The organism is Limnothrix sp. FACHB-406, assembly GCF_014698235.1.
Classification (GTDB): domain Bacteria; phylum Cyanobacteriota; class Cyanobacteriia; order CACIAM-69d; family CACIAM-69d; genus CACIAM-69d.
In genome coordinates this window covers 48,226-63,524 of the sequence record NZ_JACJSP010000013.1, presented here as the reverse complement: position 1 = coordinate 63,524, position 15,299 = coordinate 48,226, and the positions used below count along the sequence as shown (strand labels likewise).

The 15,299-nt window shown below is 52.2% G+C and carries 11 protein-coding genes; 8 read left to right on the top strand and 3 right to left on the bottom strand.

Annotated elements, in window-relative coordinates; all coding sequences use genetic code 11:
* The first annotated feature begins 395 nt into the window (after window positions 1–395).
* From H6G53_RS13240 to H6G53_RS13215, 6 genes are all read left to right on the top strand, one after another.
* Window positions 396–1,493, top strand: coding sequence for a hypothetical protein (locus H6G53_RS13240; protein WP_190533659.1), 1,098 nt, complete (start codon window positions 396–398; stop codon window positions 1,491–1,493).
* 340 nt (window positions 1,494–1,833) lie between these two features.
* Window positions 1,834–2,067, top strand: a complete 234-nt coding sequence (locus H6G53_RS13235) for a hypothetical protein (protein ID WP_242030913.1) — start codon at window positions 1,834–1,836, stop codon at window positions 2,065–2,067.
* On the top strand, window positions 2,067–2,414 hold the full coding sequence (locus H6G53_RS13230) for a type II toxin-antitoxin system PemK/MazF family toxin (protein WP_190533656.1): 348 nt from the start codon (window positions 2,067–2,069) through the stop codon (window positions 2,412–2,414). The genes H6G53_RS13235 and H6G53_RS13230 overlap by 1 nt, the downstream gene beginning before the upstream one ends.
* Before the next feature lie 87 nt (window positions 2,415–2,501).
* Entirely contained in the window at window positions 2,502–3,923 is a 1,422-nt protein-coding gene (gene trmFO, locus H6G53_RS13225) for an FADH(2)-oxidizing methylenetetrahydrofolate--tRNA-(uracil(54)-C(5))-methyltransferase TrmFO (RefSeq protein WP_190533653.1), read from the top strand.
* Window positions 3,892–4,833: a CAP domain-containing protein gene (locus tag H6G53_RS13220; RefSeq protein ID WP_190533650.1), complete on the top strand. Its 942-nt coding sequence runs from the start codon at window positions 3,892–3,894 to the stop codon at window positions 4,831–4,833. Before trmFO ends, H6G53_RS13220 begins: the two co-directional genes overlap by 32 nt.
* A 218-nt stretch (window positions 4,834–5,051) precedes the next feature.
* On the top strand, window positions 5,052–5,807 hold the full coding sequence (locus H6G53_RS13215) for a Uma2 family endonuclease (protein WP_190533647.1): 756 nt from the start codon (window positions 5,052–5,054) through the stop codon (window positions 5,805–5,807).
* A 285-nt stretch (window positions 5,808–6,092) separates the two neighbouring features.
* Here H6G53_RS13215 and H6G53_RS13210 read toward each other — a convergent pair whose 3' ends face one another.
* Window positions 6,093–6,890, bottom strand: a complete 798-nt coding sequence (locus H6G53_RS13210) for a choice-of-anchor E domain-containing protein (protein WP_190533742.1) — start codon at window positions 6,888–6,890, stop codon at window positions 6,093–6,095.
* 607 nt (window positions 6,891–7,497) lie between these two features.
* Here H6G53_RS13210 and H6G53_RS13205 point away from each other — a divergent pair.
* Complete coding sequence (locus H6G53_RS13205) at window positions 7,498–7,917, top strand: DUF1823 family protein (protein ID WP_242026322.1); 420 nt, start codon at window positions 7,498–7,500, stop codon at window positions 7,915–7,917.
* A gap of 19 nt (window positions 7,918–7,936) precedes the next feature.
* Here H6G53_RS13205 and H6G53_RS13200 read toward each other — a convergent pair whose 3' ends face one another.
* Window positions 7,937–8,866, bottom strand: coding sequence for a hypothetical protein (locus H6G53_RS13200; RefSeq protein WP_099534905.1), 930 nt, complete (start codon window positions 8,864–8,866; stop codon window positions 7,937–7,939).
* A gap of 1,058 nt (window positions 8,867–9,924) precedes the next feature.
* On the opposite strand from H6G53_RS13200, the gene H6G53_RS13195 reads away from it, so the two are divergent.
* Window positions 9,925–13,797 carry an ATP-binding protein gene (locus H6G53_RS13195; RefSeq protein WP_190533644.1) on the top strand — a complete coding sequence of 1,291 codons (3,873 nt, stop codon included), beginning with the start codon at window positions 9,925–9,927 and terminating at the stop codon, window positions 13,795–13,797.
* Here the strand turns inward: H6G53_RS13195 and H6G53_RS13190 are convergent.
* Window positions 13,794–15,287, bottom strand: a complete 1,494-nt coding sequence (locus H6G53_RS13190) for a tetratricopeptide repeat protein (protein ID WP_190353643.1) — start codon at window positions 15,285–15,287, stop codon at window positions 13,794–13,796. The genes H6G53_RS13195 and H6G53_RS13190 overlap by 4 nt on opposite strands.
* Window positions 15,288–15,299 lie beyond the last annotated feature (12 nt).

Genomic DNA, 15,299 nt, shown 5'->3' with positions numbered 1-15,299 from the left:
TTCAATCAAAATTCAACTAAAGCTCAATTTAAACCCAATTCAAGTTGAAGCACGGTCAAACCAAAGTCAAACTAAGGTCAAATTCAAGCGAATTAAAGCACAATCAAGATCAAATCAAGACCAAATCAAGATTGATCAAGCATGAAGGCCGCTCAACTGTCCCTCAATCACAAACAGAGGGCAACCTTAGAATTGGCTTTAAACCTTGGCTTAAAATCTTCGTTTTAAACCGTTGCTTTCACAATCATTTTTTAACATTAGTTTAAACTCCCAAAACAATAGGGATTGATAATCCCTCGCTTTGGAAATCATGACGGGTAGGGGCCACACAATCCAGAGTGGCGCGTCTACAATCGAGGAAGCTTCTCACACAGGTCGGCGGTCTTAATTCGGGTATGGAAACAGGCGATCGAATGCGGTTATTGGCGCTCTTGGGGTTGAGCGTGGTGGCATTTTGCACAGTGGTGGGCGTGGGCAGTGTGGTTAGCCACGGATCCACCCTGGGGCTGGCCAGCGTGGAGGTGACAGACTCCGCCTGGGGCCAAGGGGCCCTGTGGCAAAATGCGGCCCAAGCCTTGGGGGGACTGACGATCGGGGTGGTGTCCATGCGGGTGCTCGATCGCTGGCGCTATCAACAACGGTTGGAGCGGTTGCAGCGAGATTTGGATCACGAAAGCCACGAACGCCAAACCCTGGAAACCAGCCAGCGATCACTACAACTGCAACTGGAAACCTTGGAAGAGCAGGCCACCAACCACCAACGGACGATCGAGGCGCTGAAAACCCAACTCCAAGAGCGTGATCGGCTGCTGCAAAAGGAGCGGACTGACCTGGAAGCCATTCGCACCGATGTGGAACAAACCTGGGATGAGCAAGCCGCCCTCCAAGGGGAGCTATCCCATTTACGGGATTACGTGGCGGAGTTGGAAGCGGAGCTAAACACAAGCCAAAGCAACTTGGCCAGCCTGTTGCAATATCAACCCAAACCGGCCGAGGCGGGAGAGAACAACTCGGAAACGGACGAGTTAGTCTGTGCAGGGGCCTTTGAAACGGTGTTGGCGGCGGTGGAAACGGCGGAACAACAGTTTGGGGATGTGTTGGAAATTTGGGATTCTGCCCGATCGGCTGCGGCCGAGTCCCAATTTGGTCGCCCCAGTGAGGTTTATCAAGCTTTACGGGCGATCGCGGAAATTGGCCGCGCCTCCCTGTTGGCGAAACGGGAAGGGCGATCGATGGGCGGTTGGCGGGAGGGTTTCCGCGCCTATGGTTTGGACTTTAAGCCCACGGAACACCAAGTCACCGGTTCTCGATACGGGAGCGATCGGGACTTTCGCCATGGGGGCCGCAAACAGCGGATGTTTAAACATCTCACCTTGGGCAAAAACAACGCAGTCCACAACTTGCAAATTTATTTTGAGCTGGACTTTGAAACCGAAAAAGTGGCGATCGGCTACTGTGGCAAACATCTCCGCAGCTACGGTTGGGCTAGCTAACTATTCGGTTTCTATCAGTCTGGGCAGTTGCTCGCGACCAGCAATACTGGCACAGGGTTGAAATCAGCACTGTTGAAGGTAGCGAGCGATCGCCCCACATCGCCAACTGAATATTGCTGTGAGTATTGTGAATATGGAGAAAGGCGGGAACCCACAAATAGTCCTGATAGCACCTGCGAGGTGACAATTTTTGGTAACTGATCGCTTCCGCTGAAAGACTTTCACTAGCTGATCATGACTGAATTGCAGCACTATTCATTACTATTCATTGGTGTTTGCAAGGCATTATTCATCCGATGCATCTTTGCTAAACTTTGAAGAAAGCCTAAGTGTAACTACGATGATGTCTATTCCTAGCCCAACCATTCAAGATGTGTATGCATATATCACTCGCATCTTTCCACCAACTGCTTTATTACAGTTAGCAGCTTTGATTCTGAATGGCTTGACTCAGCAAAATCAGGCAGTGCTAGATGATAGCGACACTTGGACAGAACAGGATCAGTTAGACTTAGCAGCCTTTTCTTTCCAGCATTTCAACACAGATTTTGATAATGATGAGGAGATAGCTTAGTGATCTTCCAGCCAGGTGATGTCGTCACCGTGGACTTTCCTGGTGTCACGGGCATCAAGCGCCGTCCTGCGGTTGTTTTGTCTTCATCTATTTATCATGTCCATCGTCCTGATGTCATTGTGGGACTGATTACAACTCAAACAAAAGCTTTGGGCATCACAGACTATAAACTCCAAGATTGGAAATCAGCCGGTTTACGAGTTGAATCGATTTTCCGCAGCTTCATTGTGACATTGCCTCCTTCAGCAAACTTAGCTCGCATTGGGCAGCTATCAGAACGCGATTGGGAAGGTGTTCAAAGTTGTCTCAAAATAGCCCTTGCAGCCTTCGATGATTCAGACAGTTGAATTTCGTAAACGCCGATCGCCCTAATCAAATTGCTATAAGCTATTCATCTTGGTTCCTGCAAGTTTGGGCGATCGCTGAGGTAAGCCATGTCGAATTTACAGCCGGTGTATGTGATTGGCGGTGGGCTGGCCGGCACTGAAGCGGCCTGGCAGGTGGCGCGATCGGGCGTGCCGGTGGTGTTCTATGAAATGCGGCCCGAACGCCTCAGCCCCGCCCACCACACGGAACATTTGGCGGAATTGGTTTGTAGCAACTCCTTTGGGGCGATGTCCGCCGATCGCGCGGCTGGCTTGCTGCATGAGGAATTGCGGAGGCTCGGGTCGATCGTGATTGGCAAGGCGGATCACCATGCTGTGCCGGCCGGGGGTGCGTTGGCGGTCGATCGCGCCGAGTTTAGCCGCGACCTGACCGAAACCCTGGCCCAACATCCGCTGGTGGACTTCCGGCGCGAGGAAGTGCGGCAAATTCCCACAGATGGCGTGGTGGTGTTGGCCACGGGGCCCCTGACCAGCCCGGACTTGACCGATGATCTGCGACAGTTCACGGGTCGGGACTACATGAGCTTTTTTGATGCGGCTAGCCCGATCGTGGTGGGCGAGTCGATCGATCGCGACGTGGCTTTCATGGCTTCCCGCTACGACAAGGGCGAGGCGGCCTATTTGAACTGCCCCATGAACCGGGAGCAATATTTGCAGTTCTATCAAGCCCTCTGCGCGGCGGAACAAGCGCCCCTGAAGGATTTCGATCGCGAAAGTGCCAAATTCTTTGAGGGTTGCCTGCCGATCGAAGAACTTGCCCAGCGCGGCGAAGACACCATGCGCTACGGCCCCCTGAAACCCGTGGGCCTGTTCGATTCCCGGTTGGGCGACGGGCGCGACCCCGCCAACCGCGACAAACGCCCCTACGCTGTGGTGCAACTGCGCCAAGAGGACAAGGCGGGGCAACTGTGGAACATGGTCGGATTCCAAACCAACCTACGTTGGGGCGAGCAACAGCGCGTGTTTCGGATGATTCCCGGCTTGGAAAATGCCGAATTTGTGCGGATGGGCGTGATGCACCGCAACACCTTCATCAACGCGCCGGAATTGTTGAGCGCCACGTTGCAGTTCAAGGGTCGCGCCACCCTGCTGGCGGCGGGCCAACTGATCGGCACGGAGGGTTACACGGCGGCCACGGCCGGCGGCTGGCTGGCGGGAACCAACGCGGCCCGGATTGCTCGCGGCCTGGAGCCGATCGCCCTGCCCCCCGTAACCATGAGCGGCGCACTGTTCGAGTTCATCAGTTCCGCCTCGCCCAAGCATTTCCAGCCGATGCCGCCGAACTTTGGCATCCTGCCGGAGCTGCCGACGAAGATCCGCAACAAACAGGAACGCTACGGCCAATACCGCGATCGCGCCCTGGGCGAACTCGATCGCTGGCAAACAACACAAAATCTCTCCTATTATGGTGATCACTTACATAGTGAATTCATCTCCTATGGCCAACATTTACAGCGCATCGTCACTTGATGGTCTAGAACCTGAAGAGGAAAAACTCTATCGCTTGATTACTGAGTATCGTGCTCAGAATGGCTTGCCAGCTATTCCTTTGTCTAAGGGACTCACTCTGGTTGCCAACCGCCATGTTATTGACTTGGCTGAAAACGTCAAAACTGTGACACATGCTTGGAGTGATGCTGCATATGACGGAGGTAATTCCAGTACCTGGCCATCTATGTGGAGAGCGCCTCAGCGTTTTAACACTGGTTATCCAGGCAATGGATATGAAATTGCCTTTGGCCCGAGAGATGCCAGCACAAGCACATCTATTGCTAACGCAGAATCGGCATTAAAAGGTTGGCAGGGCAGTCCAGGGCATAACAATGTCATCCTCAATCGGGATGTTTGGACAAAGCGTCCTTGGAATGCCATGGGAATTGGCATATACAAGGGATATGCTGTCGTCTGGTTTGGAGAGGAACAAGATCCTACAGGTGGGCCTCCTGTAAATGTAGTATCTGTCCGCCGAGTCTACGATATCTTAACTGGTAGTCACGTCTACACAACCGATGTGGATGAGGTAGCTCGAATCACAGCCGATACAAATCGTTATCGCGACGAAGGCAATACTTTTGATTCGTCTGGAGCAAATCAGGTCAGCCGTTTTCTAAACACTGTCACTGGCGCTTTCTTTTACACGATTTCCGATGCTGAGAAAGCCAGTGTCAAAGCCAACCAAGGCTATCGAGAAGTTCCCAGCGGTGGATTCAATGCATCGATTGGCAATGCACCGGGACTAGTTCCTGTTTATCGCTTCTTCAATACAGTCACAGGCCGTCATTTCTTCACTCCTAACTCATCCGAAGCAAGCTTTGTGCGGAGTAGCTTGCCTGGGTATCGTGATGAGGGTATTGGCTTCTATGCAGATCCTCTTGGCTAGAGTCTACAGGCTAGGTTACCAGCGACTATTAGTTTAGGTTTTGCCTACTTACCCGATGGCGATGACTAAAATGGCCATGGGATTGTTTTTTGCAGCATCAATTCCAGGTCAATTCGTCTAATCCGTCGGATGCAGGCGAGCCAAAATGATCAAGGCCAATTCGGGTAGGGGCGTACGGCCGTACGCCCCTACGGGGTTGACTTTCAGGAGCGTGAACCATGTTGGAGATCCACAAGCCCGGTTACGCCGAATACCTCAACTTACCGGACTCCGATGACGAGCCTGTGGATCACGAAATTCAGAATTTGTTGCCCAATCTTTTGCTCTCGATCCTGGCTTGGCTCTGGAGCGATCGCGCCGATTGGACTTGGAATGTGGACATGGGCATTTTCTATTATCGAAATGGCCAGCTCCAGCCCGCCCTCTGTCCCGATGGGTTTTTGAGTGTGGGGGTTCCCAGGCAGCGGGGTGAGCAGTTGCGACTGAGCTATGCGATGTGGATGGAGGATGAAATTCCGCCCATTTTCGTATTAGAAATTGTCTCGAAAACCAAGGGCGGCGAATACGATCAAAAACTGCTGCGCTACGCCGATTTAGGAGTGTTGTATTACTGCATCTATAACCCCGATCACTATCAGCGCGATCGCCACGATCCCTTTGAGATTTACAAGCTGATTGATGGGGTTTATCAGCGGCAAAGCGGTGAACCGTTCTGGATGCCGGAATTGGAATTGGGGATTGGCCGGCAATTTGGCTCGTTCCAAGCGATCGATCGCGAATGGCTCTATTGGTTCAACGAAGCGGGCGATCGCTACCTGACTCCCGAGGAGCGATCGGCACTGTTTCAGGCCCAAGCCAAGACCCTTGCAGCCGAAACTCAAACCCTCGAAGAACAAGCTCAGACAGCCAAGCAGCGAGCCGATCGCCTGGCAGCCAAGCTGCGGGAATTAGGCTTGAATCCTGATGACCTATAGCGCCTAAGGCATATTCAAAACAAGCAATCCTAGCCGCCGAATCGTTAATAGAATCCTCAAAATACTTCGATCAGCATCAATATTATGCAAAAAAAGATTGGGTTCAGCGATCGCCAAACCCAATCTCAACAGTACCAACTTGTGCAATTCAGTTGTGCAGTCCACAGGAGCGCAGTCAAGAACAGCTCGGGCTATCTTTTCAGTCCCCCAGCCTCATCCCTAAATTGGCTAGGGTTCGATCGACTGGCGAGCTAGTTCCAAGCTGCCATTGACAGGCATTGCAACCTAGTTTCGGGGTGCTGCAGCCCGCAGACGACGCTGAACCATTGCCCCACCAGCCACCAAACCAAGACCCAACAGCGCGGTGGGTTCTGGCACTGAGGTGGATTCTTTTTCGTATTCGTACTCAACCCGCAGCGCACCTTTAGCCAGGGTCAGCACACCGGCACTCAAGTTACCAGGGCCAAAGACACTGAACAGAGCCGAAGCGGAGAAGGTGTAGTCGATCGAACCAGCACCGATGAAGCCAGCCAAAGCTGCGGCATCAGTGATGGTTTTGGTTTGTTGATATTGACCGTTCAAAGAAGTAGCAAACTTCCGGCCCGAAGTGCCAGCAAAGTCTTGGGTTCCATCAAATGAGGATGCCGTAAAATCATGAGCACCCGTGAGGGGAATATCAAAAACTGACGTGCCGCCGCTGGATGTCAGGTTTAAATTAGCCTCAAAATCAAATTTGATGGCTGCTGCGTTGCCGGGGCGCAAACGACCGAGGTGCTCGTAGTAAGCCTTTTGCCAAAGTCCCGTATCAAAGGTCAACTTGGCTGATTTCAGAGTTCCAAGGCTAGGATCGAACTTCTGAATCGACAGGACTTCTTCAATATCCGTGAAACCATAAAGGCCATTTCGGGCTTCTGCGTCTGTGAGGCCGCCCGTAAATGCATCAATAGCATTCAGGGTCGTAACCGTGCTGGCATCCGGCACGTAGGCATCGGAGTAGCTGATGCTGAGGGCAAGGGCGGGAGCTGCGATGGAACTCAGCGAAATGGTTGCAAGTGCAACGCTGGGGGCAAACCAAGATTTCATATCTTCCACAAGAGGATGGGTATTGAGAGCAAAGTTCGACCGCGTGGCATTCCGCGTCGCTTTTATGACCCCTTATGGAATCTAACTTAGCTTTAAGATTTGGCGGAATCAAGGGGAATTTTTAAAGATTCAGCAAAGATTGGTTGATGATTACTTAAATTAAGGATTGGATGAAGAAGCAAATGCAATGGGACTCCAAAATCGAGCGATCGAGAGTTGTGTTTTTCATGCATCCCAATGGTTAGGTTTTGGTTCAGGCTGCTAGAGCAAGGAATGATTTTGCAATCAAGTGCGGACTAGACCAATGCTGAATCATTCCAGGGTGAATGCAAGAGGACAGTCAAGATAGAAGATTTAGAGAAAACTGAGTGTTGATCGAGTCAAGGAATTACAGGAATGAATATCAAGATAGAATAAATTTAACTTGATTGATTGAATATCATTGATTAGACTTCATTACAATTTGATGCCATTTTTTGATGTAATAAATTGACAAGACTCATAAGTTAATTGCGGTTCTGAAAAGAGGTCTTTCATGAGTAGTTGTCAGGAGCCAAACTGCACGGAACGCTCAACGGTGGCGTTACCGGACGGATTCCCCGATCGCTTGCCCAGTCTCACGATCGAGCTGCTGTGGGACATTTTAGACGATCAACTAGAGGATGACCGGGTAAATCAACTGCTGTGGCATGGGTTGGGTTACCAATGGGATCCAAACACCCAAGCTTGGTTGGCTCCGGCGGACTGGCAAGGGGATTATCCAGAACCGCCGAACTTTATTGAAAGCCGCCCAGCCACGGTGAAGCTGACTCGATCGATTCCCGCCGAGAATAAGCAATTGCTGAAGGAATATTTGGGCTTCAAGGGCTACAAGGTGGGGGAATTAGTGCCCCGCAAAACCCGACGGGCAACGGCGGTGAATTGGCTGTTGGGCTATCTGAAAGAACAGAACTTGTTGCCAGTGCAGCCGCCCGATCGCCCTTCTGCCCAGGATTCATTACAGTCAGCCAATGGCGAAGACGCATGATTCAGCCTTGAGGCGCTTCCTAGGCGTTAGGTGGCTGAGGTGGCTGGTGGGAATCGGTTTCGATCGGGCTTGCGGGCGTGTCGATCGCGGGGGAATCTTCATCCCACAGGTCGATCGGATCATCATCATCCGTCGCAGCATTCTCTGGGGCGGCGGGCAAATTTCCAGCGGGGCGATCGCGCTGGGGTGACTGACTTTCCTGGGTCAGGCGATCGGCGCGATCGCGCATGGTTTCTGTCAGCTCCGTGGCGCGGGTGCGGGCTGTGTCCGCCAAAGACTTGGCCCGATCGCGGGCTTCCCGGGCCAAATCCGCAAACCGACTGCGGGCCGTTTCGGCGATCGGCTTTGTCTTTTCCTGCACTTGGCGCAGGGTGGTTTGCACCGAAGTTTGCACCGAATCCAAAGCCTGATCCCAAGCGGCCGTCAAAGGAACCGCCTCGGCCGCCTCGGCCGCCTGGGTCACCACCAACAGCCGCTTGGGCCCGCCGCTGATGGCCGCTCCGGCCGGCAAGCTATAGGCCACATCCGCCACGCCTTCGCGCCGGAAGAGGTAGCGATCGACCCGGCCCACGGCTGGATCCAACTCCAGATCCGCCACCGTGCCAATTCGATTGCCTCCGTCAGTCCAAACCTCGTGACCCACAAGGTCAAAGGCTCCCTCCGGCTGTTGCAGGCTCTCCCCTTGGGTTCCCAGATCCACCAACACGCTATCCGCCCCGATCGCCACCACCTGACCCCAGGCACAGGCTCGCAACGGGCCACCCAGCGGCAACTTCAAGGACAAATTCAGCGGCAACGGCCCCGATCGAATCACAATCCCCAACACCCGGGCTGCTCGCGGATCCACCCACAGGGCGGCCACATGGCCCAGAGTTTCCGTAGTGGCGCGATCGAGCACCAAGCGGCCCAGCAGTTGGCTTTGGCGAATAAACGATGCTGTCGCAGACATGGGAGTTATCCAAACGGCCTGAAAGTTGCGTCGATCCTAGCCGATGATCTTCGCCAATTTCTGATCAAAAATTCCTGATCAACACGGTTGCACTTTCACCCGAGCCCCTGGCATCCCAGCCAACCGCCGCGATGGCTCAGGTTGCCAAGCGTCAGTTCCAGAACAAAACTTTAGCAATCACCCTTGGGGAAAACAGGAGTATTTTGGGTGCATTGATGAGGTGACCTAATTTGCCACCCTGCCCAAGACAATTGGGTTATTTTTCTAACACTGACTATCCTAACTTTTGCGGAATCAAAAACCCGAATCATAGGTTAAGGCCTAGTCCAGAATAGCCGATTCCCAATCTGGTTTCTGCTGGAATTTTAAGTATCCTTAAGCCCAGATCAAATCTTGCACAATTTACCCTTTTCAAAATCAAGGGACTCGTATTGTTGTCATCCTGGGATTCTTGTGATCTCTGGTGGACTAACTCGCCGTAATTTCCAGCAAGCCAAAATTCTTTCTCATGGGTTGGTATAGTCATTTAAGGTAATTTTTCAGCGGTTGACTAGGTGAATCAAACTTTCAACTAATCTGAGCCATCAAGGGCAATTTCTTGCCAGATCAGCACACTTACAAAACTTATAAAACCTCAGTTCCATAAGTTGATATCAATAGAATTATCAATATGAGTTCAAGCGATCGAGCAAAGAACACTGTGATATTTCTAACACTTCAGTAGATCTACTCGATTAGTAGGTAGATAGCGTTACAGATCATCAGTCGCTGATAGTGTTAATACCAGTTGTAAGCGATTGGTTAGGCAACAGCGCGATCGAACTGCGATCGGGCCCCGATTGTGATCGCAGTCGAGGATTGCAAACCGGTCGATCGCACCATTGCAGTCAGGTCATCCACCGCTGAGCGATTGGGATGCCACTACCCACCCATGCCCCAAATCAAACCGACTATTTCCGACCCAAGCCGCTGCCTCCAGTCTCCCCGTCATTTCCCAAACCGCTAGGACAAGGGCCCCTGAACGCGCCTGAATTGCCCCGTCAGTCCCGCATGAGCCTATGAATCTTCAACAGCCACGCTGGCGAAAAATGCGGCTCCCTCGTCGGATCCAAGGCCTTTGGCAACGGATTTCGCTGTTGCGGCATGGCCAAAATCAGCCCGATCGATCTGTGGCCAATCGCTCTGCGGCCATCAGCCTGTTTTGGGTGTTGACGGTTCCCTTTGTGGTGCAGGTGGTGGGGGCGGTGAGCTTGGTCGGCTATTGGTCCTACCGCAGCGGCCAAACCTCCGTAGAAAATTTGGCCAATCGCCTGCTGGATGCCGTGGATCACCGGGTGCGTGATCATGTGGATAGTCTGCTCAGCAAGCAACAACACACCTTGGCCGCCAATGGCCGAGCGATCCAAGGGGGCAAGCTGCCGTTGGATGACTCCACCCCTTGGCGCGATTATCTGTGGCAACAGATGGCCACGGATCCCAGTCTGGTGGCGACCATGTTTGCCAACGATCGGGGCTTGCTGGTGGGCTATGTGCGATCGGTCAATTTGGAGTTGCGCCAACAAATTGAGCAGTTGACGGGCAAATCCTATCCCGTAGGTACACAGTTCCTGGCAGAGGCCAGCCCCAACCTGCCCAACCAGCGCCTCTATTCGCGTGTGAATGACCAAGGGCAACCCTTGGAAGCCGCCTATCAAATTACCGATGATGTGCGACAAACGGCCTGGTTTCAACGGGCCCAAAATAGTCGCCAGCCCACTTGGTCACCGGTTTACACCCATCGCGTGATTCCAATGTTGGGCATTGATGCATTGTTGCCAATTTATGATGGCAATCGCAATTTTCGCGGCGTTTTAAGCCGCACGGTTTTATTGTCGGGGTTGAATACCTTCCTCAATCAGTTGCAGATTTCGCCCCGAGGTCAGGCGTTTATTGTGGATCGATCGGGCAATTTGGTGGCCACTTCAACCCTGGAATTGCCCTACATTCAGCAACCCAACCAACCCTATCCCACAAGATTATCGCTGGCCCAAAGTCGTAATTCAGAAACCAGGGCCATTGCCCAGCAACTTCAACAAAAAGATCCCCAATGGCAAGCCATTCAAACGGAACAACGGTGGCGATTAGCCTTTCAAAATGGCACGTTGTTTACGAAAGTCACCCCCTACCAAGATGCCTATGGATTGCATTGGCTTGTGGTCACGGCGGTTCCGGAAGCCGATTTCATTGGTGAGATTGAGGCTAATCATCGCCAAAATCTTTGGTTTTGTTTGTTGGCCTTGGCAGGATCCTTGGGAACGGGCACTTGGACGGCCAAACGCTTGAGCCGATCGCTGCGAAATTTGACAGAAGCAACCCGGGCGATCGCCGCCGGCCAACATGCCAACCCCCTGCCCAAAACGCGGGTGGCGGAAGTGAATCGCTTAACCCAAGCCTTTCAGCAAATGGTGGGAGCCTTGCAAGCGGCCGACCAACTCCGCCACACCTATGCCCGTGACCTGGAGCAACAGGTGGCCCAGAAAACGGCGGCCCTCACGGAAGCCCAACGGATTGCCCAGGTGGGCAGTTGGGAATTTGATGTGGCGACGGGCACAAGCACTTGGTCTGCGGAACAGTTTCGCATTTTGGGATTGGAACCCGATGCCCAAGAACCGGGCCATCCTGACCTTTTTGATTTGCTCCCCGAGGCCGATCGCCCGCGATTTGTGGCCACGGTCACGGAGGCGATCGAGCAAGGAATTCCCTACACGATCGAACATGGCATCCAACGGCGCGACGGATCAATCATCTATCTGATCAGTCGCGGCGAGCCGATTTTTGATCAACAGGGTCGAGTGGTGAAACTGGTGGGAACCATCACCAACATCACCGATCAAAAACGGATGGAACTGGCCCTGCGTCAATCAGAATTAAAATTCGCCACCATCTTTCAAGCCGGCCCAGAAGCCGCCTGGATTGCCAAAGTCAATGATGGTTATTGCTTGAATATTAATGATAATTTCACACGAATTTTGGGCTATTCTCACATGGAAATGGTGGGCAAAACCTGCACTGAAATGCAGCTTTGGAAAGATCCCAATGATTTGATTGAGTTTCGAAATATCGTGAAAGAGCAGGGATGGATTCGCGAATTTGAAACGGAATTTTGCACCAAATCTGGTGAAATTAAAACGGTTCTGCTCTCAGCCACCATCAGCTATTTGGAAGGTCAAGATTGCCTGATTGGCATCCTCAGTGACATCAGCGATCGAAAACAAGTGGAACGGGAGTTACATCAAGCCAAAGAGGCCGCAGAAGTGGCTAACCGTGCGAAAAGTACCTTCCTGGCCAAAATGAGCCATGAACTCCGAACCCCTCTCAACATTATTCTTGGATTTACCAATATTTTGCAGCGAGAAGCGGTTTTGTCACCCACCCAGCGGGACGACTTACAGCGAATTTATCGCAGTGGTGAGCATCTTTTAAAACTCATCAACGAGATCTTAGATCTATCTAAAATAGAAGCCGGTAAATTAACCCTCGCGCCTCAGGTCATTAACCTGCGGGAATTAATGCAAAGTGTGGCCGATCTATTTTTGTTGCAAGCCCAACATAAGGGACTACAGCTAGATTTACAACTGGCCGAATTATTACCCACCCATGCCCTGGTTGATGGCCGAAAGCTAGAGCAAGTTTTGATTAATTTGATTAGCAACGCCCTGAAGTTTACGCAAACAGGCTTTATTCGAGTGCGGCTACGTTCCCACAACAGCAGCCCAAACCAGTTACCCCCTGTTACGGAAACTTCACCCCCAAATATTCCTGATTTTGAGGCAGTTTCCTCAGAGATAACACCTATTCCTAATTCGGTTGCTACGAATGGCGCATCAACGGAGCGATCGCCCTCTACGCCCACCCAAACCACCTTACTGTTTGAGGTTCAAGATAGTGGAATTGGCATTGCTCCTGAACATTTGGAAACCATTTTTGATGATTTTGTGCAGGCAATGGATCACCAAGATGCCCATAGTGGAACCGGCTTGGGTTTAGCCATTAGTCGCCAACTGGTGGAGTTAATGGGTGGAGAAATTACCGCTGAAAGCCAACTGGGCCAAGGCAGCCTTTTCCGCTTTTATCTCCCTGTTTTGGTGACTCATCAGGCGATATCGCAAACCAATACGCCGATTCCCCAAATTGTGGGGTTAGCGAGCGATCGCACGGACTATCGGATTTTGGTGGTGGATGATCAAACAGAAAATCGCCAGCTTTTGGTGCGGCTACTGTCCTGTTTGGGTTTGCAAATTCATGAAGCAAGAAACGGTTTAGAAGCGATCGCCCAATGGCAAGATTGGCAGCCCCATCTGATTTGGATGGATTTGCGAATGCCAGGATTAGATGGTTATGCCACAACGCGAAAAATTCGCACTCTGGAGCAACGGCGTTGGGAAAGTCAGCATCAAGCACCCTTTTCCTTAACCACGATCATTGCCATTACGGCCCAGGGGTCTGCCGATGATCCTTCGCTGGCGATCGCAGCCGGTTGTAATGACTATATGAGCAAGCCTTTTGCCCTCGATGAACCCTTTCAGATGATGGCAAAATATTTGCCCTTAAAGTACCGTTATGCAGAACTCAGAACCGATGTGCCCGATCGCTCTGTCAGCTCCCTAGGCGCGATCAACCAGCCACCCACCGTGGATTTATCGGTGATGCCCCAGGCTTGGATTGCCGCTTTACACCATGCGGCCCTTACCTGTTCTGATCAAACCATTACTCAACTCTTGCAACAGATTCCTAGCCCTTATTACGACCTCTTTCAAACCCTGACCCACTTAACGGAAAACTTTGCGTTTCCGGAAATTGTCCAACTGACCCAATCGGTTTTGGATAGTCGATCGAGTGGCGCAACGGGCGATCGGGAACCCTCTTCCTCTTCAATCTCTTTCCTGGGTTAAGGGCTAGGTGGTGCAACGGTTCCGGTCATCGAGCTGGGCGATGACTGAATGACCGGTTGAGTGGGATCCGGCGCAACAGAATTCTTGCGCCCTGGATCGTCTTCCGTACAAAGGGGTAGTTTTCGGATAATCTCTCGGCTTGTGCCGCGCATCACAGCGCTGGTATCAACACAGGTCGCCATCCGTCCTTGCCCCACTTGGAAGAACCATTCATATTCTGTGAGGGTTTCCGGCCGCGATTTTTGCACACAGATGTTGTATTCCGCAGTGGCTTCCGTCTCCCGTTGTTCTTCACGATAAATTTGAGCCAGCAAGCAATGGGAAAGACCTGTGCCAAGCTGTTTTTCGGGAAAAGATTCATCTTCTCTAATGGCACGTTTCAAGACAGATTCCGCACCGATATAATCCCGTTGCCACCAACGCAACCACCCCAAATTTCGGTAGATTTGATAGCGCTGGTTAGCGGCATCAATGGTTGATAGACCCCTCATGTCAATGCGGTGCAGTGCCAGTTTTAAAAGGGCTTCGACTTCCGAGGTTTGTTGATTGCGAAGTAACGTGTCGGATCGCTTGGTTTTCAGCAACAAAGAGAACTGAACTCGTGCCAATCGACTGAGGGCGATCGGGTCGCCTTGGTCAGCCACTTGCCGATAAGAATCGCCAGCTTCTTTGAGTTGCCCCAGGGATTCATAAACCAATCCCAGCCCCAATGAGGCTTCGTCATTGTTGGGCATCAGAGAAAGCGTTTTTTGATAATTTACACGGGCTTCCTCTAGCTCGCCCTGTTGATAGTGCTGATTGGCGGCATAGTTAAACCACCGGGGCAGACCGTCTTGGGCGGCCCACATGGACAAAGCGCCAAGGGTGATGGAAAAGGCGGCGATCGCCTCGCTATACCACTGGCCGGGAATCGAAAACCTCGCGCAAAACTGTTTGAGGGCCTTGGTTCCTTCGGGGGTGAGCACGCCACGCCCCAACACGGCCAGCCCGGTCACCTGGCCGGCGCTGGCCAGGGCTTCTCCTAAGCCAAATCCCCCGATCGAGAAAACCGGCAGGATGGTGCTGGCGGCACTGGCAGTGGCCAGGAGGGACACAACGGACACCCCCCGCCAGAAAATTTCCCGTCGTCGGGTTGCAATTTTGGGCTTGGAGCCTTCGGCTTCGGGAAACCACCACCAGGCGTTAGGGCCAGGATCAAAGGTATCTCGCCAACGGGGCAAGGCTGCAATGGCCAGAAATTTTGAGTCCAGGGTTGCCAGGCGACGATCGAGCGCGTCGATTTCTGAAACGGTGGCGGCTTCCAGTTGCTGATGCTTTGCCAAGTCCTTGAGGATGGCTTGCAAGGTATCTCGATCGCACAGAATGTCGAGTGCTAATTCATCACGAACCGTTGGATCAAGATCTTTTTGAGCAAATCGCTCAAGCTGTTCGGTCAGATGCGCAACTCGCTCCTGAAACGTCGGAGCATCCGAAACTGAAGCAAAGCTCAACTCACTTCTCCC

Coding starts and splice junctions, on each gene's coding strand:
- trmFO (WP_190533653.1), top strand. CDS start 2,502: ATGTCGAATTTACAGCCGGTGTATGTGATTGGCGGTGGGCTGGCCGGC.
- H6G53_RS13240 (WP_190533659.1), top strand. CDS start 396: ATGGAAACAGGCGATCGAATGCGGTTATTGGCGCTCTTGGGGTTGAGC.
- H6G53_RS13210 (WP_190533742.1), bottom strand. CDS start 6,890: ATGAAATCTTGGTTTGCCCCCAGCGTTGCACTTGCAACCATTTCGCTG.
- H6G53_RS13195 (WP_190533644.1), top strand. CDS start 9,925: ATGAATCTTCAACAGCCACGCTGGCGAAAAATGCGGCTCCCTCGTCGG.
- H6G53_RS13235 (WP_242030913.1), top strand. CDS start 1,834: ATGATGTCTATTCCTAGCCCAACCATTCAAGATGTGTATGCATATATC.
- H6G53_RS13200 (WP_099534905.1), bottom strand. CDS start 8,866: ATGTCTGCGACAGCATCGTTTATTCGCCAAAGCCAACTGCTGGGCCGC.
- H6G53_RS13215 (WP_190533647.1), top strand. CDS start 5,052: ATGTTGGAGATCCACAAGCCCGGTTACGCCGAATACCTCAACTTACCG.
- H6G53_RS13220 (WP_190533650.1), top strand. CDS start 3,892: ATGGCCAACATTTACAGCGCATCGTCACTTGATGGTCTAGAACCTGAA.